The sequence below is a fragment of the Pokkaliibacter sp. MBI-7 genome, assembly GCF_029846635.1.
Taxonomy (GTDB): domain Bacteria; phylum Pseudomonadota; class Gammaproteobacteria; order Pseudomonadales; family Balneatricaceae; genus Pokkaliibacter.
Genome location: NZ_JARVTG010000001.1, coordinates 3,288,181 through 3,310,615, shown reverse-complemented (window position 1 = coordinate 3,310,615; position 22,435 = coordinate 3,288,181). Strand labels below are relative to the sequence as shown.

24 protein-coding genes are annotated in these 22,435 nt (G+C 59.5%); 16 read left to right on the top strand and 8 right to left on the bottom strand.

Features of this window, described 5'->3' with window-relative positions; genetic code table 11:
* Positions 1–139 precede the first annotated feature (139 nt).
* From QCD60_RS14685 to QCD60_RS14665, 5 genes are all read left to right on the top strand, one after another.
* Positions 140–907: a GntR family transcriptional regulator gene (locus QCD60_RS14685; RefSeq protein ID WP_279786533.1), complete on the top strand. Its 768-nt coding sequence runs from the start codon at positions 140–142 to the stop codon at positions 905–907.
* A 91-nt stretch (positions 908–998) separates the two neighbouring features.
* Positions 999–2,459, top strand: coding sequence for an NAD-dependent succinate-semialdehyde dehydrogenase (locus QCD60_RS14680; protein ID WP_279786531.1), 1,461 nt, complete (start codon positions 999–1,001; stop codon positions 2,457–2,459).
* On the top strand, positions 2,456–3,331 hold the full coding sequence (locus tag QCD60_RS14675; RefSeq protein WP_279786529.1) for an SMP-30/gluconolactonase/LRE family protein: 876 nt from the start codon (positions 2,456–2,458) through the stop codon (positions 3,329–3,331). Before QCD60_RS14680 ends, QCD60_RS14675 begins: the two co-directional genes overlap by 4 nt.
* A gap of 133 nt (positions 3,332–3,464) precedes the next feature.
* Positions 3,465–4,229 (top strand): SDR family NAD(P)-dependent oxidoreductase, encoded by a 765-nt coding sequence (locus tag QCD60_RS14670; RefSeq protein ID WP_279786527.1) that lies wholly within the window; start codon positions 3,465–3,467, stop codon positions 4,227–4,229.
* Positions 4,230–4,346: 117 nt separating this feature from the next.
* A complete protein-coding gene (locus QCD60_RS14665; RefSeq protein WP_279786525.1) occupies positions 4,347–4,559 on the top strand; it encodes a hypothetical protein in 213 nt (70 codons plus the stop codon).
* A 75-nt stretch (positions 4,560–4,634) separates the two neighbouring features.
* Here QCD60_RS14665 and QCD60_RS14660 read toward each other — a convergent pair whose 3' ends face one another.
* The 3 genes from QCD60_RS14660 to QCD60_RS14650 form a co-directional block, all read right to left on the bottom strand.
* Complete coding sequence (locus QCD60_RS14660) at positions 4,635–5,120, bottom strand: hypothetical protein (protein ID WP_279786523.1); 486 nt, start codon at positions 5,118–5,120, stop codon at positions 4,635–4,637.
* A 135-nt stretch (positions 5,121–5,255) separates the two neighbouring features.
* Positions 5,256–5,624: a hypothetical protein gene (locus QCD60_RS14655; protein WP_279786520.1), complete on the bottom strand. Its 369-nt coding sequence runs from the start codon at positions 5,622–5,624 to the stop codon at positions 5,256–5,258.
* A gap of 324 nt (positions 5,625–5,948) precedes the next feature.
* Entirely contained in the window at positions 5,949–6,980 is a 1,032-nt protein-coding gene (locus QCD60_RS14650) for a proline racemase family protein (RefSeq protein WP_279786518.1), read from the bottom strand.
* A 355-nt stretch (positions 6,981–7,335) separates the two neighbouring features.
* Here QCD60_RS14650 and QCD60_RS14645 point away from each other — a divergent pair, with 355 nt between their 5' ends.
* Positions 7,336–7,731, top strand: a complete 396-nt coding sequence (locus QCD60_RS14645) for a DUF393 domain-containing protein (protein WP_279786516.1) — start codon at positions 7,336–7,338, stop codon at positions 7,729–7,731.
* Between the two features lie 84 nt (positions 7,732–7,815).
* On the opposite strand, the gene QCD60_RS14640 is transcribed toward QCD60_RS14645, so the two are convergent.
* Positions 7,816–9,483, bottom strand: a complete 1,668-nt coding sequence (locus QCD60_RS14640; protein WP_279786514.1) for a cyclic peptide export ABC transporter — start codon at positions 9,481–9,483, stop codon at positions 7,816–7,818.
* Positions 9,484–9,620: 137 nt separating this feature from the next.
* On the opposite strand from QCD60_RS14640, the gene QCD60_RS14635 reads away from it, so the two are divergent.
* The 4 genes from QCD60_RS14635 (at position 9,621) to QCD60_RS14620 (ending at position 13,519) form a co-directional block, all read left to right on the top strand.
* Positions 9,621–9,953 (top strand): hypothetical protein, encoded by a 333-nt coding sequence (locus QCD60_RS14635; protein ID WP_110189419.1) that lies wholly within the window; start codon positions 9,621–9,623, stop codon positions 9,951–9,953.
* Between the two features lie 154 nt (positions 9,954–10,107).
* The gene (locus QCD60_RS14630; RefSeq protein ID WP_279786510.1) at positions 10,108–11,175 is read left to right on the top strand and encodes a GNAT family N-acetyltransferase; all 1,068 of its coding nucleotides are present in this window, start codon (positions 10,108–10,110) and stop codon (positions 11,173–11,175) included.
* Between the two features lie 34 nt (positions 11,176–11,209).
* The gene (locus QCD60_RS14625) at positions 11,210–12,490 is read left to right on the top strand and encodes a lysine N(6)-hydroxylase/L-ornithine N(5)-oxygenase family protein (protein ID WP_279786508.1); all 1,281 of its coding nucleotides are present in this window, start codon (positions 11,210–11,212) and stop codon (positions 12,488–12,490) included.
* A 75-nt stretch (positions 12,491–12,565) separates the two neighbouring features.
* A complete protein-coding gene (locus QCD60_RS14620; protein ID WP_279786506.1) occupies positions 12,566–13,519 on the top strand; it encodes an alpha/beta hydrolase in 954 nt (317 codons plus the stop codon).
* A 228-nt stretch (positions 13,520–13,747) separates the two neighbouring features.
* Here QCD60_RS14620 and QCD60_RS14615 read toward each other — a convergent pair whose 3' ends face one another.
* The 4 genes from QCD60_RS14615 to QCD60_RS14600 all read right to left on the bottom strand — a co-directional run bounded on the left by QCD60_RS14615 (position 13,748) and on the right by QCD60_RS14600 (position 15,892).
* On the bottom strand, positions 13,748–14,263 hold the full coding sequence (locus tag QCD60_RS14615; RefSeq protein WP_279786504.1) for a hypothetical protein: 516 nt from the start codon (positions 14,261–14,263) through the stop codon (positions 13,748–13,750).
* Between the two features lie 8 nt (positions 14,264–14,271).
* The gene (locus tag QCD60_RS14610) at positions 14,272–14,748 is read right to left on the bottom strand and encodes a hypothetical protein (protein ID WP_279786502.1); all 477 of its coding nucleotides are present in this window, start codon (positions 14,746–14,748) and stop codon (positions 14,272–14,274) included.
* Between the two features lie 180 nt (positions 14,749–14,928).
* Entirely contained in the window at positions 14,929–15,291 is a 363-nt protein-coding gene (locus QCD60_RS14605; RefSeq protein WP_279786500.1) for a hypothetical protein, read from the bottom strand.
* Between the two features lie 34 nt (positions 15,292–15,325).
* Complete coding sequence (locus QCD60_RS14600) at positions 15,326–15,892, bottom strand: hydrolase (RefSeq protein WP_279786498.1); 567 nt, start codon at positions 15,890–15,892, stop codon at positions 15,326–15,328.
* A gap of 215 nt (positions 15,893–16,107) precedes the next feature.
* On the opposite strand from QCD60_RS14600, the gene QCD60_RS14595 reads away from it, so the two are divergent.
* The 6 genes from QCD60_RS14595 to QCD60_RS14570 all read left to right on the top strand — a co-directional run bounded on the left by QCD60_RS14595 (position 16,108) and on the right by QCD60_RS14570 (position 22,354).
* A complete protein-coding gene (locus tag QCD60_RS14595) occupies positions 16,108–16,893 on the top strand; it encodes a hypothetical protein (protein WP_279786496.1) in 786 nt (261 codons plus the stop codon).
* Positions 16,894–16,972: 79 nt separating this feature from the next.
* Positions 16,973–17,575, top strand: coding sequence for a hypothetical protein (locus tag QCD60_RS14590; RefSeq protein WP_279786494.1), 603 nt, complete (start codon positions 16,973–16,975; stop codon positions 17,573–17,575).
* A 110-nt stretch (positions 17,576–17,685) separates the two neighbouring features.
* Positions 17,686–18,642, top strand: a complete 957-nt coding sequence (locus tag QCD60_RS14585) for an ABC transporter substrate-binding protein (RefSeq protein WP_279786492.1) — start codon at positions 17,686–17,688, stop codon at positions 18,640–18,642.
* Positions 18,635–20,656: a Fe(3+)-hydroxamate ABC transporter permease FhuB gene (fhuB, locus tag QCD60_RS14580; protein ID WP_279786490.1), complete on the top strand. Its 2,022-nt coding sequence runs from the start codon at positions 18,635–18,637 to the stop codon at positions 20,654–20,656. Before QCD60_RS14585 ends, fhuB begins: the two co-directional genes overlap by 8 nt.
* 16 nt (positions 20,657–20,672) lie before the next feature.
* Positions 20,673–21,497 carry a siderophore-interacting protein gene (locus tag QCD60_RS14575; protein WP_279786488.1) on the top strand — a complete coding sequence of 275 codons (825 nt, stop codon included), beginning with the start codon at positions 20,673–20,675 and terminating at the stop codon, positions 21,495–21,497.
* A gap of 44 nt (positions 21,498–21,541) precedes the next feature.
* Positions 21,542–22,354 (top strand): ATP-binding cassette domain-containing protein, encoded by an 813-nt coding sequence (locus tag QCD60_RS14570; protein ID WP_279786486.1) that lies wholly within the window; start codon positions 21,542–21,544, stop codon positions 22,352–22,354.
* Positions 22,355–22,435: the final 81 nt, after the last annotated feature.

The following is a 22,435-nucleotide window of genomic DNA, read 5'->3' as shown; positions in this document are numbered from 1 at the left end:
TACCGCCAGTGATGCGCTTCCGGTAGCGAAAATTCGCTATCTGTGGAATAAAGCAGCATGTCCAAATCGAATTCAGACGCTGTTGAAGCGCCTCTTCAGCAGGGCGAAAAACACAGCGGTCTACAGGTGATAGAGCAGCATGATGGAAAGTTCAGCAGCCAGTCCTACACAATCTGCGTCGGGTAGCCCCAGCGGCGGCCCGCAGTATCAGCCCCTGTATAAACAGGTACAGCAGCTGATTACCCAGTACATTATTGAAGGCCGCTGGAAGGCCGGCGAGATGCTGCCCAGTGAGTTTCAGCTGGCTGATCTGTTTGGCGTCAGCCAGGGCACGGTACGCAAGGCCCTGAACGCCATGACCGATGAACATATCCTGTTCCGTCGTCAGGGAGTGGGCACCTTCGTGTCCGAGCACACCCTGCAGCAGACCCTGTTCCATTTCTTCCATATCGTCGCCGATGGCGGCACCCCCGAGCTGCCTAATGCCCAGCTGCGCGGTATGAGCAGAATCGCTGCCGACCAGCGCATCGCCGAAGCACTGAACCTGGCTGAAGGCAGCCCGGTGATCCGTATTGACCGCCTGCGTGCGATGCACGGCAAACCCTGTATCCGCGAAGAGATCCTGCTGCCGCACGCCCTGTTTGGTGATCTGCATCTGCTGCCTGAGCTGCCCCATTCGCTCTATCACTTTTATCAGCAGCAGTATCAGGTCAACGTGCACAAGGCCTGCGACCGTATCAAAGCCGATCTGGCCAACACTGACGATGCGGCTGCCTTGGATATCCCACCCGGGGCCCCAGTATTAGTAGTGGAGCGTATTGCCAAAGCGCTGGATGGCAAACCGGTGGAGTACCGTACCAGCCGGGTGCGCAGTGATGATTTCCACTATCTGGTGGAGCTGAACTGACTGCACCAGCGGACTGAGCTACCTGAAAGCCATCCCACCGGCCACCTGTGGTGATGTACTGATAACGATAAACTGTGCGATGAGGACCATTATGCTGACCCTGAACAACCCTGCCCTGCTGCTGTCCCAGTGTTACATCAACGGCGAGTGGTGCGATGCCGACAGTGGCGCCACCATCGACGTAACCAATCCTGCCAGCAATGCGCTGGTCGGCCGCGTACCGAAGATGGGCAGCACAGAAACTCAGGCCGCCATCGCTGCCGCCGACAAGGCGCTGCCTGCCTGGCGGGCGAAAACGGCGAAGGAGCGTTCAGCGTTACTGCGTAAATGGAATGACCTGCTGCTGGCCAATGCCGATGACCTGGCCCTGATCATGACCAGTGAGCAGGGCAAGTCTCTGACCGAAGCCCGCGGTGAAGTGGTCTACGCGGCGTCCTTTCTGGAATGGTTCGCGGAAGAAGCCAAACGTATCTACGGCGATGTGATTCCGACCATCGGCAACGATCGCCGTCTGCTGGTAATGAAAGAGCCTGTGGGTGTCTGCGCCGCCATTACCCCGTGGAACTTCCCCGCAGCAATGATTACCCGCAAGGTCGGCCCGGCACTGGCTGCTGGCTGTACAATGGTGATCAAGCCCGCGTCCCAGACTCCGCTGACGGCGCTGGCCATGGCCAGACTGGCGGAAATGGCCGGCATTCCTGCCGGTGTCGTCAACGTGGTTACCGGCTCTGCGGCCGATATCGCCAAGACCCTGACGGACTCCCCAGTCGTGCGCAAAATGACCTTCACTGGTTCCACCGAAATCGGCAAGAAGCTGATGCGTGACTGCGCCGAAACAGTGAAGAAGGTCTCCATGGAACTGGGCGGCAATGCGCCCTTTATCGTCTTTGATGACGCCGATCTTGATGCCGCCGTCGAAGGCGCCATGGTGTCCAAGTACCGCAACAGCGGCCAGACCTGTGTCTGCGCCAACCGCATGTATGTACAGGCCGGGGTGTACGACAGCTTCCTCGCCAAACTGAAAGAGCGGGTAGAAGCCCTGAAAGTCGGCAATGGCACCGAAGCAGGCGTGCAGCAAGGCCCGCTGATCGATATGAAAGCGGTAGAGAAAGTCGAAGAGCACATCAGCGATGCGCTGCAGAAAGGCGGCCGGGTAGTCACCGGCGGTAAACGCCACAGCCTCGGTTACAGCTTCTTCGAGCCCACCATCGTGGCCGATGCCACCACCGAGATGAAGTTTGCCCGCGAAGAAACCTTCGGCCCGCTGGCGCCGGTGTTCAGGTTCAATGATGAAGCCGAAGTGATTGCCATGGCCAACGACACCGAGTTTGGTCTGGCCGCTTACTTCTATTCCCGCGATATCGGCCGCGTCTGGCGCGTTGCCGAAGCCCTGCAGAGCGGACTGGTGGGCGTCAACAGCGGCCTGATTTCCACTGAAGTTGCTCCTTTTGGCGGCTATAAGGAGTCGGGTGTCGGACGTGAAGGCTCCAAGTACGGTATCGATGACTATCTCAACATCAAATACGTCTGCATGGGCGGGGTGGATAAATGAGCGAAGTCCAGGTCGCGCTGGATGTGCGCGCCCGGCTGGGTGAATGCCCGCGCTGGGATGAGAAGAGCCAGTGCCTGTACTGGATCGATATCGACAGCTTCCGGCTGCATCGTTTCGATCCGCGTACCCACACTGACGACATTCGTCAGTTCGATCAGGAAATCGGCTGCTTCAGCCTGCGCGACGATGGCGGTTTCGTGCTGGCCATGCGCAGTGGCTTCTACTTTATCGACAGCTGGGACGCACCCCTGCGCCCCATCTGCGATCCGGAAGCCGATCTGCCTGACAACCGCTTTAATGATGGCCGCTGCGATGCAGCCGGGCGTCTGCTGGCAGGCACCATGGATAAAAGCAAGACCGGGGGCGCCAGCCTCTACAGCCTGGATCCGGCACTGACGGTCAGGCGGCTGGAAGATGGCGTCAATACCGCTAACGGTCTGGCCTTCAGCCCCGATAATACGCGGATGTACTTCTCCGACACCCCGCGCCACGTGATCTATGTCTACGATTACGACATCAGCACGGGTGCCGCCAGCAACCGGCGGGTGTTCCATCAGTTCCCCCACGGCCATGGTCGCCCCGATGGCGCGGCCGTAGACAGCGAGGGTTACTACTGGAGCGCACTGTATGAGGGCGGGCGGGTAGTACGGCTTAATCCTGCGGGCGAGATCGTGCAGGAAATTGCCGTCCCCGCGCGCTGCCCGACCATGGTGGCATTCGGTGGTGCCGATCTGAAGACGCTGTATATCACCAGCGTTGGCCAGCGCCCGGAGGCAGAACTGGCCGACTATCCACTGAGCGGCGCGCTGTTCAGTGTCGCTGTCGAGGTGGCCGGGCAAGTGGAGCCACGCTTCCGCATCACCCCGCAATAACCGTCGACTTTCACATTCATCGCTATCTCCCCGGTGCAGCAGACGCTGCACCGGCAGGCAGCGTGCTGCCCGCATTCAGCGGCAGCGACGCAACAGCATTCTGTTTTTGGTATCACAGGGCGGACTTACAACGATGACAACCCTTACCAACCGTTACCCCAGCCTCAGCGGCCAGCAGGTCTTTATCAGTGGCGGTGCCTCTGGCATCGGCGAACATCTGGTGCTGGCATTCTGCGCTCAGGGCGCCCGCGTGGCCTTTATCGATATCGATGAGCTGAGCGCCGAGGCACTGGTCACCCGCGCAGCACAGCAAACCGGCATCACGCCCTGGTTTGCTCCCTGTGATGTACGTGATATTGCCCGTCTGCAGCAGTGCATCAGCGAGGCGTCCACCGCCATGGGCGGTCTCACCGTGCTGATCAACAATGCCGCCAAGGATGACCGCCACGAAGTGGATGAGGTCACCCCGGAATACTGGGACAACTGCCAGAACATCAACCTGCGTCACCACTTCTTCGCCATGCAGCAGGCGGCCCGACTGATGAAGGGCAAGGGCTCCATCATCAATATGGGCTCCATCGGCTGGCTGCGCGGCCGTCCCGGCATTGTCGGCTACACCACCGCCAAAGGCGCCATTCATGCCATGACCCGGACCATGGCCCGTGAACTGGGGCCGCAGGGGATTCGGGTGAATTCGGTTCTGCCCGGCGCGGTGGTGACCGAGCGGCAGAAGGCACTGTGGCTCAATCCGGATATCGACCAGCAGTTCCTTGATCTGCAGGCGCTGAAATTCCGCATTCAGCCAGACGACATCGCTGCCATGGTGCTGTTCCTCGCCTCAGACGACAGCCGGGCCTGTGCGGGTCAGAGCTTTGTGGTGGATTGCGGTATCGTCTGAGGAAAGCCGGAAGGTGGTCGGCATGTAGGCGGTACAGGGTCTGCAGAGCTTGCAGGCAGGCACTGGCAGCCACACATGCTAGGCTGACTGTCTGATAAACCTGCCAAGGACTCTGCGATGAACCATAACGACCTGCTGGACGCCCTGAAGATTGCCTTCTGCTATATGCCCAAGGCGATTGAAGTGACCCGTTACGAATACGGTGACCGCACTGACAAGGTACTGGAGCACATCAATACAGTGCGTGAAGCACTGCTGGAAGGCGGGATTGACCCGGAAGAGGTGTACGGCGACGTCAACCCGGAACTGACGCCCAACTCAACCTACTGACATGGACAGCTCAGAAACAAACAACGGCAGGGAGAGGCTGCCGTTGTTTGTATATGGGGTAACTATTGCCAGCGATTAACGTGGAGGCATCAGCAGATTGGTGACGATCAGGATGCTGTTCACGAAATCGTTACCCTGAATGATGATCTCATCATTGGGGCGCAGGCGGTGGCTGGCCATCACCCTGGTGGGAATGCGCACCTGCATCAGGCGGCCGTCGGCCCGCACTTCATAGATATCATCACGAATGTGACGCACTACCCGGCCCTGGGCCTTGGTGGGCTTGTGCTCTACCCTGGCGGTAACGGGCTTGGGTTTATGCTGTTCCTTGCTGGTCTCGTGACCTTGTTTGTTGTACGAAGGCGCGTTATTGGCTGCCTTGTTGTGATCGTTCTTGTGCTCATCACGGGACTGTTTGTGGTCCTGATGATCACGGTCCTGCTGTTGTTGCTGCTCCTGTGGCACCACTTTGGCCGTGATGGGAGGAGGATTGTCGGCCAGTGCAACACCCGCCATGCCGCCTGCCAGCAGCAGGACGCCGATTTTCAATGCTGTTTTCATAACGCGCTACTCTTCTGATCTTTCTGGTCTGAAAGAGCCGGTCATCAGGCTGACGACGGGCTCTTGCTCTGCGGGCAGGTTCAGTACTGCGAATGCGGTCGAATTATGGCGATTCAACCCTGCCGGACGATGGGATCAGCCTTCTGGCGTGACTTCAGGGGTAGTCTTGGCTGGCTGAACCTTTTTGACTACGGGTTTGGCTTCAGTCTTCTTGGTTTCTTTCTTGCTGGCTACTTTCTTGCTGTCCACTTTTTTGACAGCCGTCTTGTGCTCTTCGGTTTTCTTGGTAGCGGCCTGCTTATGCTGTTCGGTCGCTTTCTTCTCAGCGGTTTTCTTGCTTTCTACTTTCTTGGTCGCAGTGCTCTCAGCCTGATGCTGCTTGACCTGAGTCTGCACAGGAACCACCGGGTTGGTGTCCGGAGTTTGAGTCTGAGCGGCGGAAGCCACGCCCGCGAGGCTTCCTGCCACCAGCAACACGCCAACTTTCAACAGGTTTTTCATCATTTGCCACTCGACAGTTTGGGGGTTAAGACAGAGCTGATACTAGCACTGGGTATGGTGGCCTGCTGTTTCGGTCAGATTCCGTACTCATGCTGGATTTACACAGATCAAAACCAGTCCTTACATCATCTTTGCAAACGGCCTCCACAAAGCTAAACGTGTCTCCTTTAACAGGTCGTTGAAAATCTATCTGCGTTGCCGAATACCGCGTCAAAAACAGGCTCAAAATGCTCATTTAGTTCACTAAACTCCGCTTTTTCGCCTGTTTTTTCCTTGTCTCGGCTGCCTCGATGACGTTTTTCAACAGCCTGTTGAGTCAAATGTAACCTAACGCAACAGAAAGCCCTGACCGATCCGATCGCCTTCTTCCAGCCAGAAACTGGCCTTACCTGCGTAGTGGGCGCGCCCGGCAACCCGTACCTGCACGGCCTGACCGGTACCAATGCCGGTGCCTTCGCCGTATTCAAACTGACGGATTGCTTCAGCGCTGAAACGCGCCCCGGTGATGCTTTCAAACTCGGCAGTCTCTCCCAGCATGATCTGCCCCCTGGCTACCCGCGCAGCCGTGCGCGCCGTGACCCCGGACCCCGTCGGGCTGCGGTCTACCTCAGCATCGGCAAATACACAGATATTGTGCGACACCCCGTCTTCAGGGTGATTACGACCATCGGTCAGAATACTGCCATAGAGGAAAGCCAGATCGGCATGCTCAGGATGGGCAAGCGTTACCGCATTGCGCACGGCACCGGTGAGGGCTGTAGCCGCATCCACCAGATGGCGCACCGGGCTGTTATAAATGTCCACCCCCAGCGACATGGCATCGGCCAGCGCATAAAAAGCGCCACCGTAGGCCACATCCACGGTGATGGCACCGTATCCCGGCACCTGCACTTCCACATCGGCCGCCAGCAGAAAGGCCGGCACGCTGTCGAAGTACACCTTACCGGACTGGCCACCCTTCACTTCCACATAGGCACTGACCAGACCGCAGGGGCATTCAATATTGACCCGGGTCAGGGGCTCCACCTTCTCCACCAGACCGTAATCCACGGCATAGCGCCCAAGTGCAATCACCGCATGACCACACATGGTGCTGTAACCTTCGTTGTGGATAAACAGCACCGCCAGATCGGCCTCGGGCAAACTGGGTTGCACCGGCAGTACGCCGTACATGTCGTAATGACCGCGCGGCTCAAACATCAGAAACCGGCGCAGATGGTCCAGATGCTGCTGAGCATAGCGTCGCTTAGCCAGAATGCTGTCACCGGGAATGGGGGGATAGCCGCTCAGCACGATCCGGACAGCTTCACCGCCCGTATGCATCTCAAGAACATCAATCTGTGGGTAAGTAGAATTCAAGGCCAACACTCCCTGGCAGGCTATACCAGACGCCGGCACTGACATGGAAGAAGCTCTCGATCTGCGGCAGAGTGAGCATGGGTGGCCAGATCGGGAATGCCTTCGCGGCAGTGCAGCGCCTGCAAATCAACTTGGGTTCACTACGGAGATCAGGGTGTTCACTGCGATGTAAAAACAACAGGCTCAAGCATTAGCAGAAGATTGCATGCAATTTCCAGCCTTTTTACATTTATGCGAACGCGGGCAGTTCATTTTAATCACCGGGCTGGGACCGCAGATTAGCAGCCCCATCCGTCAGCGTACACACTGAACAGCGCTGTCTGATGCAGTGGCGATACCAGAAGGGAAGTACACTATGAACACACTTACCATTTATTACGATGGCCAGTGCGCCATCTGCAGCCGGGAGATGCGCTGGCTGAGCGGGCTTAACCGACACCAGCTGTTGCAGTTTGTCGATATCCAGCAGCCCGGTTTTGACCCTGCCCACCTCGGTGTGAGCTTTGCCGATCTGGACCGGGAAATACATGTCAGCCAGAGCGACGGGCCGCTGCTGCGCGGTGTCGATGCGTTTATCGCCATCTACCGTGCGGTGGATAAGAAGCTGCTGGCCGGGGTGCTGGCACTGCCGCTGATCAAACCGTTATGGCAGTGGCTGTATCTGCGCTTTGCCCGCAACCGTTATGGCATCAGCCGCCTGCTGGGCATGAGAGTGGGCGCAAAGTGCGATCTGCAGGGCAAGTGCCGCTAAGCCACACTTGCCCGCCGATGCACAGCAGGGGGCACTGCGCCCCCTGCGGGTAAGGCAGGTATGAAGGTATGAACGTACTCAGGCTTACTGCACAGACGCAGCGCCCTCTGCCCTCGTCATGACTGGCTCCACCTGTGCGGGAGCAATGTCGGCTTCCAGTGCCATTTCCCGCAGCTGTCCGTCTTCCATCTTCAACAGACGATCGGCCAGATGGAAATAACGGTCATCATGGCTGATCACCACCACGGTCTTGCCCTGTGCCTTCAGCTCGGGCAGCAACTCGCGATAGAACACATCCTTGAAGGCCGGATCCTGATCCGCCGCCCATTCATCAAACAGCAGGAACGGACGATCCTCCAGATAGGCCACCACCAGCGCCAGACGTTTGCGCTGCCCCTGTGACAGGGCACGGGTAGTAAAGGCGCCGTCCTTGATCTGCACCTTGTGCTGCAGATGCAGCTTGGTCAGCAGGCGGTTACCGGCTTCATCCAGATCACTGCGCGGGCTTTCCAGCAGGCGTTCAAACAGGTGGAAGTCAGAGAAGATAGCGGAGAACAGCTGGCGGTACTCATCCCGACTGGCGTGGCTGACAACCTTGTCATCCAGCTCGATCTGCCCGTCTTCCGGCACATACAGGCCAATCAACAACTTGGCCAGCGTGGTCTTGCCACTGCCGTTACCGCCGACCAGAAACACCAGCTCACCGGGGCGGAAACTGACGTTGACCGGCCCAAGGGTGAAGAACTCATCGCTCTGCTCATGGAAATAGCGGTGAATCACGCCGTGCATGGCGATCTTGTGAAAACCGGCCGGCGTGACACTGGCGCTGGCCTCTTCCATCTTCAGCTCATCGCAGATCGCTTCGATCTTGCCTGCAGCAATCTTGGCCATATTGGCGCGCGGAATGCTCAGCAGCAGCACTTCCAGCGGATTGATCATGAACAGAAACAGCAGGGCAATACCGGTCATCACCCGTTCCTGATCGTTATTGGCCGCCAGCAGGAACAGCACCAGACCGATAAAGGCGAAGATCAGGAAACGGCCCCAGCCCGAGGCCAGCGCAAACACCGACATACCGGTGGTTTTACCGCGGCGCACGGTCTCGATACTGTTGCCCAGCACCTGCTGGCTGAACAGCTCGCGTTTGTGACGATGCAGACGCAGCTCCTTGGCGCCGGCGGTGAGCGAGTCGAAGTGACCGAACAGCCGCTCCTGCTCCGTGGCAGCAACGTGCAGATGCTTGATGGCGCGCATGTGCACCAGATGATAGCCCGCCGACCCCAGCAGCAGGGTCAGGCAGGCCAGCAGAAAGATCGGCCACGACAGCGACAGCATGTACAGCATGCAGCCCACCACCACGATGCCGTTGGTAAGCATCACCGGCAGGCTGACAAAAAACTCGGCCACATCATGGCAGTAGTCGGTCAGCGCCGTGCGGATGCGCGCCTCACCGACCTTTTCCAGATGCTGATAACGGGCGTTGCTGGCATGCTCTGCTACCCGGGAACGAATGCTGGCCTGACTACCGTGGGTCAGGCGCTCGGACAGAATCCGCGTCCCCACCTGCAGCCCCAGCGCCACGACAGCAATGGCCGCAAATCCCCATAACCAGGGATAGCGCGCCGCGCCGTCAGCATTGAGAATCTCATTGATCAGGGACACCAGGCCCACATTGGCAACACCATTGAGGACGCTGAGCACCATGGCAGCGTAGAAGACCGGGCGGGTCTGTTGGATCAGACGGGCAAGCATGACGTGTGGCTCTCGCTTCGCGGGACAGTTTCCACTAGACGATTTATCCCACTGCCGATTTAGCCCGTTACCATCTATGCAAGCGGGGAGAAGTGGTTAGACTGAACGCCAACGCCACCCGGCAGTAAGGACTCACGATGCAACGATGGACAGCCCCGATCCACAATCAGAACCACCGCAAACTGATGGGCTTTCATATTCTGCTGGGCATGCTCTACTTCATCACTAACGGCATCTGTCTGCTGCTGGTTGGCCCCGATGCCAGCCCCTATCTGCCCGCCATGGCGCTGACCAGTTTCTGCCTGTTCCTGCTGCACGGTCTGCTGGCCGTTGGCTGCGGCTACCGTTTTGAGGCGGCCCGCAAGGCCTCGGAAGTGCTCGGTGCCTTTATGATGATTGGTTTTCCCATCGGCACCCTGCTGGGCTATTTCCTGCTACAGCGGACGTACTGGCTGGCGCCCCGCCCCTGAAACCGGTTCATGCTCTGCGTCACTGTCACCACAGCCACCCAGAAATAAATAAAAATCACTCTCATCCGTCACTTAGGGCAGCCAGTTTTTATACAGGGTGATCAGGACGACGGATGTATCTGCGCTCCGCTCCGTCACCCAAGGACGGATGCCCATGCCAACCACTACTCCCTCCACCGCCTTTATCAGCTACAGCAATCTGCACCTGGGCCCTCAGGCCGGTCAGTCTGAACAGTTGCAAGCCATCCATGTGCAGCGGGACGGCGCTGTCCTGCTGGTGCAGTTGCCCGCTGCGGCTGATCTGCAACGTTTTCGCTGGCGGGCAGAGCAGCTGCATGCCCCGGCCGACGCCAGCCTTGCCGCCACACTGGCCGCGCTCGACTATGTGTTTGCTCAGCCTGCGGCCCCCGGCGAGGTATTACTGCAGACCGCTCCTGAACTGGCAGCACAACTGCTGCGACAGGGGCTGGGCTGGCAGCAGCAGTCATCAGCGGAACAGGTACTGCTGATAGTGGAGGCGGAACGCTTCTGGCAGTCGCCGCTGCTATGGCTCAACCAGCCGCTGACACCGGCCTTCCCTCAGCGCTACGTCATGGATGCCAATGGCCGTCGCCATCCGCTGCGTCCGCTCAAACGCAGCGGCACCCTGTACCGCCGCTATATTCCCTGGCTCGGCCAGACCCTGAGCCTGCGTACACTGGAGCTGGATGCCGACCTGCCCTGTTTCAACCGCTGGATGAACGATCCGCGGGTTGCGCATTTCTGGCAGGAACAGGGGGATATGCAGCAGCACCGCGAGTATCTGCAAAAGCAGGCAGCCGATCCGCACAGCCAGACCCTGATCGCCTGTTTCGATGAACAGCCCTTTGCCTATTTCGAGGTCTACTGGGCGCGGGAAGACCGCATCGCCCCCTTCTATCAGGTAGAAGATTACGACCGTGGCTGGCATCTGCTGGTCGGAGAAGACGCCTATCGTGGTCGCCCCTGGTTCAGCGCCTGGTTCCCGTCCCTGCAGCATTTCCTGCTGCTGGATGACCCACGCACCCAGCGTATCGTCGCCGAACCCCGGCACGACAACGCCCGGCTGATCGGCCATGCCCAGCAGCTGGGTTTTGCCAACCTCAAGGGTTTTGACTTCCCGCACAAGCGCGCCCGGCTGCTGATGCTGTCGCGGGAAACCTTCTTCAGTGAACAGCGCTGGCAGCCTTTGCCACCCCGTTGATGCCGCCCCACCCATGACGCACAGGACTACCACAATGCATATCCATGATCTGATCGGCGTGGGCTTCGGCCCTTCCAACCTGTCACTGGCGATTGCGCTGGCCGAGCAGCCGGGCACCGGCAAAGCACTGGACAGCTGCTTTATCGAACGTCAGGACGATTTCGTCTGGCACGGCAATATGCTGCTGGATGGCACCACCATGCAGGTGTCGTTCCTCAAGGATCTGGCCACCCTGCGCAACCCCGCCAGTGCCTTTACCTTTATCAACTACCTGCACCAGCACCAGCGGCTGGAAGACTTTATCAACCTCAAGACCTTTTTCCCCAGCCGTCAGGAATTCAATCAGTACCTGACCTGGGCCGCCGACCATTTCGATCAGGATGTGCACTATGGCGAAGAGGTAGTGGAAGTCCTGCCGCAGCAGGAAGGTCGGGAAGTGGTCTGCCTGCGGGTACGCAGTCGCAGCAGTGATGGCCGCACACACGAGCGCCTGACCCGCAATCTGGCGCTGGGCATTGGCGGCAGCCCGCGTATTCCCGAAGCGTTCAAAGGGCTGGCTGGCCATCCGCAGGTGTTCCACTCTTCCCGCTACCTGCAGCAGGCGGCTGCCCTGCCATCACAACCGCTGCGTATTGCCGTAGTAGGTGCCGGCCAGAGCGCGGCAGAAATTTTTATGGATCTGCACAGTCGCCATCCGGGGTATCAGGTCGATCTGATCAGCCGTTCGCGTGCCCTCAAGCCCGCCGATGACAGCCCTTTCGTCAATGAAGTGTTCAACCCCAGCTACACCGACTTTATCTACGCCAGCGCCGAGGAGGATCGCAGCCAGCTGCTGACCGAGTTCAGCAACACCAACTATGCGGTGGTCGATCTGCCACTGATCGAGCAGATCTATCAGACCCTGTATCTGCAGAAGGTCAGCGGCCAGCAGCGTCATCGTTACCTGCGCTGCCATGGCATTGCACAGGCAGAAGCCAATGGCGATCAGCTGGCCCTGACCCTGCATGATCAGGACAGCGGCACCTTCTTCCGTCAGGACTACGATGCAGTGATTCTCGCCACCGGCTTCCAGCGTCAGGCCCATCATCAGCTGCTGGCACCACTGGCCGACTGGCTCGACAGCAACCAGACCGATCGTTACTACCGTGTGGCCACCCGCCCGCACTTCCTGCCGCAGATCTTCCTGCAGGGCTGCAGCGAAAACACCCACGGCCTGAGTGACACCCTGCTGTCGGTGCTGGCCATTCGCTCAGCGGAAATCCGCGATGCGTTACTGCCCGAGCTGCAGCGCCCCAGCCGCAAGGCGTATGCCTGACCCCCTTACTATCCGCCGTTCGCACGTGCTCACCCCCTCGTGAGCGCGTTCGCAGAGACAGGAGCATCGTGGCCCATGGCCCTTCACCCTGAAATAGAAGCCTTTCTCGAACTGATTGAGCTTGGCACCCTCAACGGTATGCGCAAGCCACTGGAACAGCAGACACCAGAGCGTGCGCGGCAGGAGTTCGACAACGCCTCGGCGCTGCTTGACCAGCCGCCCAAAACCATGGCCAGCGTCGACAATCTGAATATTCGCAGCCGTGATGGCGCCCCGTTACCCCTGCGTCTTTACCGGCCTGTGGCCACCACTAGCAGCAGCCCAGTGCTGCTGTATCTGCACGGTGGCGGCTACTGCGTCGGCAGCCTCGACTCCCACGATATTCTCTGCCGTGCACTGGCCAGCTATTCCGGTTTTGTCGTGCTGGCGGTGGGCTATCGCCTGGCACCGGAGCAGCGCTTCCCGACGGCATTCAATGATGCGGTGGATGTGTACGACTGGCTGCAACAGCAAGGCCACGAGCTTGGCCTTAACCCGGCACAGGTCGCGGTAGCCGGTGACAGCGCCGGTGGCACCCTGGCCACCGCACTGTGCCTTGAGGCCCGTCAGCACAGTGACTGGCAGGCTCCCGTCACCCAGGTACTGATCTATCCGGTGACTGCCGCCGAGATGCACAGCGCCTCGCACCAGCGCTATGCCGAGGGCCACCTGCTGGAGGCCAGCACCCTGCGCTGGTTCTACAGCAACTATCTGAACGACCCTGCCGAGCGCTACGACTGGCGCTTTGCACCGTCACAGGCCCGCGACCACAGCCTGCTGCCACCGGCACTGGTGATCGTCGCTGAATGTGATCCGCTGGCCGACGAAGCACAGGACTACGCCCGCCAGCTGCAGCAGGCAGGTAACAAGGTCGAGTGTCGGGTCTATGCGGGCATGACCCATGACTTTATTCGCATGGGCAATATGGTCGAGGAGGCCGAGCAGGTGCAGCGTTTGATTGGCGAGTGGGTAAGGCAATCAATGCAATAATCAGCCACCCGCACTACCGGTAGGGTGGAGGGCATCTGTGGGATGCCCTTCTAGCAGGCTGTTGAAAAACGTTATCGAGGCAGCCGAGACAAGGAAATACCCCGAGGGCACAAGAAACAGGCGAAAAAGCGGAGTTTAGTGGACTAAATGAGCATTTTGAGCCTGTTTTTGACGCGGTATTCGGCAACGCAGATAGATTTTCAACAGCCTGCTAGGATGAGAACGTTTTCACTTCTTCAATAGTGCAAGGACCGCAGAGAAATCCACATCGGGGCGGTTACGCTGACTGATCTCTACCAGCATCAGTGCAGTGCGCCCCTGCGCATCCGTCAGCAGCGGATCGGCCCCCAGTGCCAGCAGCTGCTTTACCCCCTCTGCATCATTACCAATAGCGACCGCCTGCAACGCCGTCAGTCCCGTTCCCGTTTGCTGATCCTGTGCATTGAGGTCCAACCCCTTCTGCTGGTACTCACGCAACAGCATGCTGGCCTCAGCCTGATCGGCTAACGTGGCCAGATAACGGGCACCTGCCTGCTGATTGAGGTCGGCTATTTCTTCTGCCGAGGGATGGAGATAGCGCAGCGACGTGATCGCCAGCCATTTCATCGGTGATGGTGTCTGCTCAAGGGATGCCTCTGCGACCAACGCTAATGGAGGAGTCTCAGCATACCGGTACACCACCATCGCGGTGGATAAGACGAGTAACGCCAGTAAGGCGATCAGAACTTTTGTGATGGGTTTCATCGGCCTGCTCACACCCATGCAGCAGTGCAGGAGGACTTGTTCAGCACCACAAGATTTCTCGTGCGGTCAGACACCTGAGCCAGTCCGTTTAGGTACATATCCAGCTGGGTTTTCTGTTTGAGGGCAATGGTGGCGCGCACCGTCTCATAGATTTTTGCATCCAGCAGGTCTTTCTGTTGTGCATGTTTCCACCAGTGTTTGACGTTTTTCTTCACCAGTTTGGTCACCAGACTTTTGATGCTGCTCCCCGGCTTACGCTTAATCAGTACATTGACCAGAATGTCGATATAGCCCATCGCATAGGAGGCATCAACGGCCACAATAAGCAGCCCCTGAGCAAACTCTCTTACGGAATCGGTAATGGCAAGACTGGCGATGGTGGTCTGGTGAGGCCAGAAGAAGGCGAGAATTTCCCGTGTTTCGGCTGCGTCGAAGACAAGATCAGCAGCCGCAATTTTTGGCAGAACAAAGGTAACAGAACCCATTTCATCACTCCCTTGCATCATTGAGACAACTTGCGACCACATCCCTGCAAGCAGGCCGTAGGGTAATCAACGTTATGGATGAGTTCAACCGGGCAGGCAGTCAGTGTGCAAACAGGTAATGGCAGGGAAGTCTGAACGATGTGAACCAGTGAGCGTAACGCCAGGGGATGCCGCACACCTTCACACACTGTGCATCACCAGATAGTGCTGGCGAATATAGTCCAGGGCCACGGTCACCGGGTCCTGGTCGTGCCAGTCGCCAATCTCGGTATGACTCTGCGTGTCCCAGATGCAGATCAGCTCAACATCGCCATCGAGCTGGATGGCGAACTCCGTCTGCAGGCCTTTACAGATGGCAAAAGCATCCAGCGTGTAGGGGCTGTTGGTGCGGTAATAGAAACGTAAACCGGCAAAGACACCCGGCATGCGCAGCCGTAACTGCTCAAACAGCCCGACGCCAAAGCCCGCATAGCGCCGGCGCATGGCATCGTAACTTTCCTGCTCGTACTCACCCTGCACATCACCCTGCAATAAAGAGGTCATGGATCACTCCTCTCTCCTACTTCACCCGGCAACGCTAAACCAGCTTGATTTCTTCCGCTCTGGTAACCCGGGCAATTCGGGGGAACACATGCTCAATCACCATGGTATGCAGCTCCACATTGCTGCTGGTGCAGCCATCCTCGACAATCACCACGTTGTAACCCAGCTCCCACCCATGCCGCGCGGTGGACTCCACCCCGAAGTTAGTGGCAATCCCCGCCAGCACAATGGTTTTGATCCCCCGGCGGCGCAGCTGCAGGTCCAGCTCAGTGCCGGTAAAGGCGCCCCACTGATGCTTGGTGATGAGCAGGTCACCCGGCTCTGCCAGCCCGTCGGCCAGCTCACTCCACTCCGGCGGCAACCCGCCCTCAGGCCGCGGCGCCGGCCGATCTGTCAGGCCGGTGGGCATATCGGCAAAGTCTTCTGCCCAGGCCACATTCACCAGCACCACCGACGACCCGGCACCCCGAAACTGGGTAGCCAGATCGCGGCCGGTAACGAACACATCCATGGCCTCGTGAGGCTCCGTCTGCATGGCCAGAATGCCTTTCTGCAGATCAATCAGTACCAGTGCCGTCGAAGGGGCGTCGAGATAAGTCATGGCGTACTCCTGCCAGTCAGCAACATAAACCGCTGGAAAAGGTTTTAGCGGTATCTGTTAGCGCAAACAAGAGGTAAATCGGCGGCTCAGCCACGACAGAACCGCTTCTGTCTGCCTGCAGCGGCAAAATATGCTCTAATACCGCCCGCCCTGGCTGCCCCGCTGCAGCAGGCATTGAGAAATGACTCTCACCATCACAGCAAAAGGATATCGCTATGCGTCGCCATCTACTGGCTATGACCGCTGCCGCTGCACTGCTGGCCGGTTGCTCCGAACATGATCTCCCCTACTATCAGTCTCATCTGGATGAAGCCCAGACCAAGGTCAGCGAGTGTAAGGATGCGCTCAAGTCGGCCTTTGTTACCAGAGACAAGGATGCCCTGCAAAACGTCGCCGAGGATGCCGAATGCAGGGCAGCCGAACAGGCTCAGCACGACTACCAGCGCCAGCTGGCCGAGCAGGAACGTGCCCTGCGCGAAGAGGAAGCGAAAAAGCAGAAAGCGGAGCAGGAACGGCAGTACACGGCTGATTACGAGCAGGCCAAAACCGATCTGCCCAAACTCAGCGACGACGACTTCTTTGCCTATCGCAAGCAATGCGGCAACGTCATCTTTGCTCAGCCCAGTGCGCAGTGCAAAGCCTTCGCAGAACTGGAGCCCGCTCGCACCGAGGCGGCGGTGGTGGCGCTGATCACCCGGTTCCCCAAAGATCAACTGATCACCTACAAGAAAGACCACTGTCAGGGCATCAACTTCAGCGAAAGCCAGTGCCAGCTGTCAGAAAAGGCGGTGGATAAACAGCATGACGATCAGATTGCGCTCTATCTGAATAACCGCGACCAGCTCAAAACAGACTTCAACAGCTGTAACGAGCAGATCACCCAGCTCAAAAAAGAGCGCAAATACGATGAGTCTTCCGAGCTCGCCCACACCTACCAGTGCAGGCTGGCCATGGAAGCGGCACAGCATCTGAAGGTATATGGCTACGGCAAGCCGCTGTAAGGACTGCACTTCCTCACTGCAGGAACAGCCTGAAGTGAGGACAAGAATCACATCAGGGAACAGATGTCAGGAACACAACATGAAGACTCGCTTACTTTCACTGATCACCACGCTTGCAATGACAATGCTGCTGTCAGGCTGCTGGATACCTGAAGATTTCGACGCCAACATTACCGTCAACAAAGATGGAAGCTACACCTTTGCCTACGAAGGCACCTTAACCTATGCCCTGGCACTGATGGCTGCCAAAGATGGCGTTTTCTCCGAGAAAGATGAGGCCAATCTGAAAAAGGAAGCTGGAAAGATCAGCAAACAGCCAGGCGTTAAGGAAGTCGAATATAAGGGCGAAGGGCGTTATCGAGTGGTGGTCGAGAAATCCGGCAAGGCTGGCGAGAAATACATCTTTCTGTCGGGCAATTCAAAAATATTCGCCATCACCCCTAAACAGGACGGTGCCATCGAAATCAAAGCTGTGCACATAAGCGACAAAGACCTTAACAAGCTCAAATCCATGGGTGCCAAAATTAATGGCGCTCTGACGGTATCAGTGGCGCAGGGTGTCACGGTGCTTAAGCACAATGCGCAAAGTGAACCCAAAATGTTTGGGATGCTGGGTGGGTACCAGTGGAATATTGAGTCGTTTGAGAATCCGCCGCTCATCGAGGTACAGCCTTCTAAATAACCTGACCGCCCTGCTGCATCACCAGCAGGGCAGCATGCCGACTAAATCCTCTTCCATCTCGTTCGTCATAGCTCTCTGTAGACTACCTCCCCCTATCGTCAAAGCTGGCTATGTCTGACAAAACCACTTCCTTTACGGCGCGCCTGATCAGCCGCCGACGGCTGCTGTGCGCGCTGGCGACCGCCCCCGGCTGGCCGCTGCTGGCGCATGCAGCCACTTCCACGCCAGCCATGCAGCGCATTGCCGCGCTTGACTGGGCCAGCGCCGAAAATCTGCTGGCACTGGGCATTACTCCCCTGACCCTGCCGGAAATCGACCGTTACCGGCAACTGGTGATGGCACCGCCGGTGCCCGACAGTGTGCATGAGCTGGGCCTGCGCTCTGAGCCCAATATGGAGCTGCTGCAGGCGCTGCGGCCTGAGGTGATGGTGATGAACCCGGAGCTGGCGTCATTGCAGCCGCAACTGGAGCAGATTGCCCCTGTGCTGCAGTTTGAAGCACAGGGCTTTGCCGGCGATCTGCGGCTGGCCGGGCAGCAGTCTATTGATCAGGTAGCCCACGGTACGCAGGCACTGCAGCAGCTGGCCGGCCAGCTCGGCTACAGCGAGCAGGCCGCAGCCTATGTCACCGCGGCAGACCGCCAGTTTGCCGACGCCAGAACCGCACTGGCTGACTACACAGGGCGTCCGCTGTATCTGATCAGCCTGATCGATGCGCGACGCACGCTGGTGTTCTGCAGCAATAGCCTGTTTCAGGACGTATTCAACCGGCTGGGGTTACAGAACGCCTGGCGTACCCCCGGCTCAGCCTTTGGTCACCTGACCGTCACGCTGGATCAGCTGGCCGCCGACAAGGATGCCGTGCTGGTCAATATCGGTAATGAGCGTCTGGTGCAGGGTGCGCTGGCGATGAAGATCCCGGTACTCAACAGCCTGCCCGCCGTACAGCAAAAACGCGTGGTGCTGCTGCCGCAAACCCTGTTCTACGGTGGCCTGCCTTCTGCCCTGCGTCTGACTGAATTACTGGCAACCCGTTTACCGCTGGCTGAAGGAGCTCTCCATGGTTGATCACGCTGTTGCCAGCCCGGCTCCGCAGCGCGCAGCACCTGTGCGCCTGTTGCCTGTTGTGCTGGGTGTCGGTGCCCTGTTGCTCTGCGTGCTGCTGATCTGGGCCAACGTTCAGCGCCAGCTGCCGGGCACGCTCTGGTGGCAGGCCATCACCGAGCCGGACATCACCCGGACTGATCAGGTCATGCTGCACTTTACCTATCTGCCAAGGCTGGTGGTGGCCCTGCTGGCCGGTGCGGCACTGGCGCTGGCCGGCGCCATCTTTCAGCATCTGCTGCGTAACCCGCTGGCGGAGCCCGCTACCCTCGGCATCTCTGCCGGAGCGCAGCTGGCCCTGAGCATCGCCACGGTGTGGTTCCCCGCTGCGCTGTATATCGGCAAGCTCTGGATCGCCATGGCCGGAGCGGGCGTGGCGCTGTTTGCGGTGATGGGACTGGCCTGGCGGCAGGGGCTGTCGCCGGTCACGGTGACGCTGACCGGGCTGATCGTCAGCCTCTACTGCAGCACCCTCAGTGCAGTGATTGCGCTGTTCAACCATGACATGCTGATCGGGCTGTTTCTGTGGGGCGCGGGTTATCTGGATCAGAACGACTGGAGCAACGCGCTCTACCTGCTGCCGCGTCTGAGCCTGCTGGCCGTGCTGGCACTGGTGCTGCTGCGACCGCTAACCATTCTCGGGCTGGATGACAGCAGCGCCCGCTCACTGGGTGTCCCTGTCAGTGGTTTCCGCTTTGCCGCCCTTGCCCTGTCGGTGGTGCTCACCGCCATGACGGTTTCTGTCGTCGGGGTGATCAGCTTTATCGGGCTGGCCGCGCCCGCTGTCGCCCGTCTGCTGGGTGCCCGCCGGCTCGGTCAGCAGCTGCTGTGGTCGCCCGTCTGTGGCGCACTGTTGCTGCTGACCACTGATCAGCTGGTGCAACTGCTGCCCACCACCTACCGCGCCTTCCCGACCGGTGCCATGACCGCCCTGCTCGGCGCGCCGCTGCTGCTGGTGCTGTTACCGCGGCTGAAAGAAGCCCAGCCGCTGCTGCACAGCGCCGGTCAGGCGGTGCGCCGGGCTCAGCGCCCGCTGCTGATTATCCTCAGCCTGTTGCTGCTCATCCCCATCCTGCTATGGGTCGCCCTCTGCGCAGGTCATGACGCCAGCGGCTGGCACTGGTTAAGCCAACTGGATGAGCACCGTCAGGGGCTGCTGGAGCTGCGTTATCCCCGCGCTGTCGCGGCCTTCTGTGGCGGCGCCATGCTGGCACTGGCTGGTGGCATCCTGCAGCGCATGACCGGCAACCCGATGGCGGCACCGGAAGTGCTGGGGATTGCCTCCGGCGCCATGCTGGGGGTGATTGTGCTGATGTTTACCGTAGTAGCGCCAACGCGCGCCATGCAGATCGGCGCCGGTGCCGCTGGTGCTCTGCTGGTGCTGGCCGGCATGTTGCTGCTGTCACGCCGCGAGCATTTCTCTGGCTCACGCCTGCTGCTGGCCGGGGTCGCCATCAGCTCGGTGTCCGGCCTGATCATGGCGGTACTGAAATCCGCGCAGGACCCGCGCCTCGGCCAGTTACTGTCATGGCTGGCAGGCTCGACCTATCACGTTGTAGCGGGTGAAGCCCTGTGGTCAGCGCTGGTGCTGCTGGCAGGGCTGGCACTGATCCCGCTGACAGCCCGCTGGCTGACCCTGCTGCCGCTGGGCGTACAGACCGCCGCCAGCCTTGGCCTCAACCGCCGGGTGGCCAGTCTCAGCCTGCTGTTGCTGACGGCCATCCTGACGGCAGCCGCCACCATCAGCGTCGGACCGCTCAGTTTTGTTGGCCTGATGGGGCCCCATTTTGCCCGTATGGCGGGCTTTCAGCGGGCCGGTAGCCAGCTGCTGGTCGCCACCCTGTTCGGGGGGCTGGTGCTGCTGGTGTCTGACTGGCTGGGCCGCACCCTGATCTTCCCTTTCCAGATTCCTGCCGGGTTGCTGGCGGCCATTATCGGTGGCCCCTTCCTGCTGCATCTGATCGCCCGCCGCACCTGACGCCCGAGGATGTGCCATGACTAGCCAAACCGCTGTTTCCCAGACTGCTGCCGTGCAGGCCGATACCCCGGCCAGCGCTGATGTGCCACAAAATCTCTACCGCCCACTGACCGTACTGCGCAGTGAAGTGCTGTCACCGGAGATGCTGCGTCTGACCCTGCAGGGAGAAGACCTGTCGCCCTTCGATACCCTCGATAACCTGCACGTTCGCTTTTATGTGCCGGTGGATCTGTCACTCCCCTGCCAGTGGCCCGGCACCGATGCAGAAGGCCGCCCGCAGATGGGCTCTCCCTCTGTCAAAAACGTCACCATGCGCTACTACACCATCCGCCGTATCGATGTGGCCCGCGGTGAAGTGGATATCGATTTTGTGACCCATGGCCACGCCGGCCCGGCCTCCAACTTTGCCCGCGCCGCCCGGCCCGGCGACCGTTGCGCCATGTCCGGCCCCTGTGGTTTCAGCGTCAAAGCGGCCGACTGGTACCTGCTGGCCGGTGATGAAACCGCCCTGCCTGCCATCGCCCGCCTGCTCGACAGCCTGCCGCACCACTGCCACGGCAGTGTGCATATCGAAGTCTCACGGCCCGGTTGTGAAGTGGTGATGCCCAGCCATCCCGGCCTGCCGGTGCACTGGTATTACCGCATGGAGCAGGGCCAGTCTGACCTGCCGCAGGCGCTGGCCGGCGTCCCCTTTGCCGCGATACCGGAGCAGGGCTTTATCTGGGTGGCCGGCGAATACGAACTGCTGCGCCGCTGTCAGGCAGCCGCACTGGCTGATCGCCTCTGGCCCAAAGAGCGCCTGCTCGGCGTGCCTTACTGGCGCCGCAAGGCCGATAACTAGTCGCCACTCTGTTCCCCTTTGCCGCTTCCCATACGGATGATGCTATGAACTCAGCCGAGACTTCTTCCGGTAGCAGCCGCCCGCTGCACCTTTTTACCCTCGACAAGGTCAGCTTCGAGGTCCCCGGCCGTCAGCTGCTGGCGCCGCTGACGCTGGCACTGCCCGCCCGCAGGATCATCGGCCTGATCGGCCACAACGGCTCAGGGAAATCCACCCTGCTGAAAATTCTGGCCCGTCAGCAACAGGCCAGCAGCGGCACCGCACGTTTTGAAGAAAAACCCCTGCAACGCTGGAGCGAGCGCGATTTTGCCCGCAAGGTCGCCTATCTGCCGCAGTACACCCCGGCGGCTACCGGCCTGTCGGTGCGCGAGCTGATCGCCCTGGGGCGCTACCCCTGGCACGGTGCACTCGGCCGTTTTGGCCAGCAGGATGCTGACAAGGTGGACGAGGCCATGGCGCTGACGGATGTCACCGCACTGGCCGATCAGCTGGTCGATACCCTGTCCGGTGGTGAGCGTCAGCGGGTGTGGCTGGCCATGCTGGTGGCGCAGGATACCGAATGCCTGCTGCTGGATGAGCCAATCTCGGCGCTGGACATCGCCCATCAGATCGACGTGCTGTCACTGGTACAGCGGCTGTCGCAGGAAAAGGGGCTGGGGGTGATCGTGGTGCTGCATGACGTCAATCTCGCCGCCCGCTACTGCGATGAAATCATCGCCCTGCATTCCGGCCAGATGATCGCGCGCGGCAGCGCAGACAAGATCATGACGCCGGAGCAGTTACAGGCCATCTACGGCCTGAAAATGGAAGTGATTCGCCAGCCCGGCAACGGCCATACCGTGGCACTGGCCTGTTAGCAGGTCGTTGAAAATCTATCTGCGTTGCCGAATACCGCGTCAAAAACAGGCTCAAAATGCTCATTTAGTTCACTAAACTCC

What these genes read in the sequence shown, in the direction of transcription:
- QCD60_RS14685 (WP_279786533.1), top strand. Translation starts at nt 140, where the DNA reads ATGATGGAAAGTTCAGCAGCCAGTCCTACACAATCTGCGTCGGGTAGC.
- QCD60_RS14680 (WP_279786531.1), top strand. Translation starts at nt 999, where the DNA reads ATGCTGACCCTGAACAACCCTGCCCTGCTGCTGTCCCAGTGTTACATC.
- QCD60_RS14675 (WP_279786529.1), top strand. Translation starts at nt 2,456, where the DNA reads ATGAGCGAAGTCCAGGTCGCGCTGGATGTGCGCGCCCGGCTGGGTGAA.
- QCD60_RS14670 (WP_279786527.1), top strand. Translation starts at nt 3,465, where the DNA reads ATGACAACCCTTACCAACCGTTACCCCAGCCTCAGCGGCCAGCAGGTC.
- QCD60_RS14665 (WP_279786525.1), top strand. Translation starts at nt 4,347, where the DNA reads ATGAACCATAACGACCTGCTGGACGCCCTGAAGATTGCCTTCTGCTAT.
- QCD60_RS14660 (WP_279786523.1), bottom strand. Translation starts at nt 5,120, where the DNA reads ATGAAAACAGCATTGAAAATCGGCGTCCTGCTGCTGGCAGGCGGCATG.
- QCD60_RS14655 (WP_279786520.1), bottom strand. Translation starts at nt 5,624, where the DNA reads ATGATGAAAAACCTGTTGAAAGTTGGCGTGTTGCTGGTGGCAGGAAGC.
- QCD60_RS14645 (WP_279786516.1), top strand. Translation starts at nt 7,336, where the DNA reads ATGAACACACTTACCATTTATTACGATGGCCAGTGCGCCATCTGCAGC.
- QCD60_RS14640 (WP_279786514.1), bottom strand. Translation starts at nt 9,483, where the DNA reads ATGCTTGCCCGTCTGATCCAACAGACCCGCCCGGTCTTCTACGCTGCC.
- QCD60_RS14635 (WP_110189419.1), top strand. Translation starts at nt 9,621, where the DNA reads ATGCAACGATGGACAGCCCCGATCCACAATCAGAACCACCGCAAACTG.
- QCD60_RS14630 (WP_279786510.1), top strand. Translation starts at nt 10,108, where the DNA reads ATGCCAACCACTACTCCCTCCACCGCCTTTATCAGCTACAGCAATCTG.
- QCD60_RS14625 (WP_279786508.1), top strand. Translation starts at nt 11,210, where the DNA reads ATGCATATCCATGATCTGATCGGCGTGGGCTTCGGCCCTTCCAACCTG.
- QCD60_RS14620 (WP_279786506.1), top strand. Translation starts at nt 12,566, where the DNA reads ATGGCCCTTCACCCTGAAATAGAAGCCTTTCTCGAACTGATTGAGCTT.
- QCD60_RS14615 (WP_279786504.1), bottom strand. Translation starts at nt 14,263, where the DNA reads ATGAAACCCATCACAAAAGTTCTGATCGCCTTACTGGCGTTACTCGTC.
- QCD60_RS14610 (WP_279786502.1), bottom strand. Translation starts at nt 14,748, where the DNA reads ATGGGTTCTGTTACCTTTGTTCTGCCAAAAATTGCGGCTGCTGATCTT.
- QCD60_RS14605 (WP_279786500.1), bottom strand. Translation starts at nt 15,291, where the DNA reads ATGACCTCTTTATTGCAGGGTGATGTGCAGGGTGAGTACGAGCAGGAA.
- QCD60_RS14600 (WP_279786498.1), bottom strand. Translation starts at nt 15,892, where the DNA reads ATGACTTATCTCGACGCCCCTTCGACGGCACTGGTACTGATTGATCTG.
- QCD60_RS14595 (WP_279786496.1), top strand. Translation starts at nt 16,108, where the DNA reads ATGCGTCGCCATCTACTGGCTATGACCGCTGCCGCTGCACTGCTGGCC.
- QCD60_RS14590 (WP_279786494.1), top strand. Translation starts at nt 16,973, where the DNA reads ATGAAGACTCGCTTACTTTCACTGATCACCACGCTTGCAATGACAATG.
- QCD60_RS14585 (WP_279786492.1), top strand. Translation starts at nt 17,686, where the DNA reads ATGTCTGACAAAACCACTTCCTTTACGGCGCGCCTGATCAGCCGCCGA.
- fhuB (WP_279786490.1), top strand. Translation starts at nt 18,635, where the DNA reads ATGGTTGATCACGCTGTTGCCAGCCCGGCTCCGCAGCGCGCAGCACCT.
- QCD60_RS14575 (WP_279786488.1), top strand. Translation starts at nt 20,673, where the DNA reads ATGACTAGCCAAACCGCTGTTTCCCAGACTGCTGCCGTGCAGGCCGAT.
- QCD60_RS14570 (WP_279786486.1), top strand. Translation starts at nt 21,542, where the DNA reads ATGAACTCAGCCGAGACTTCTTCCGGTAGCAGCCGCCCGCTGCACCTT.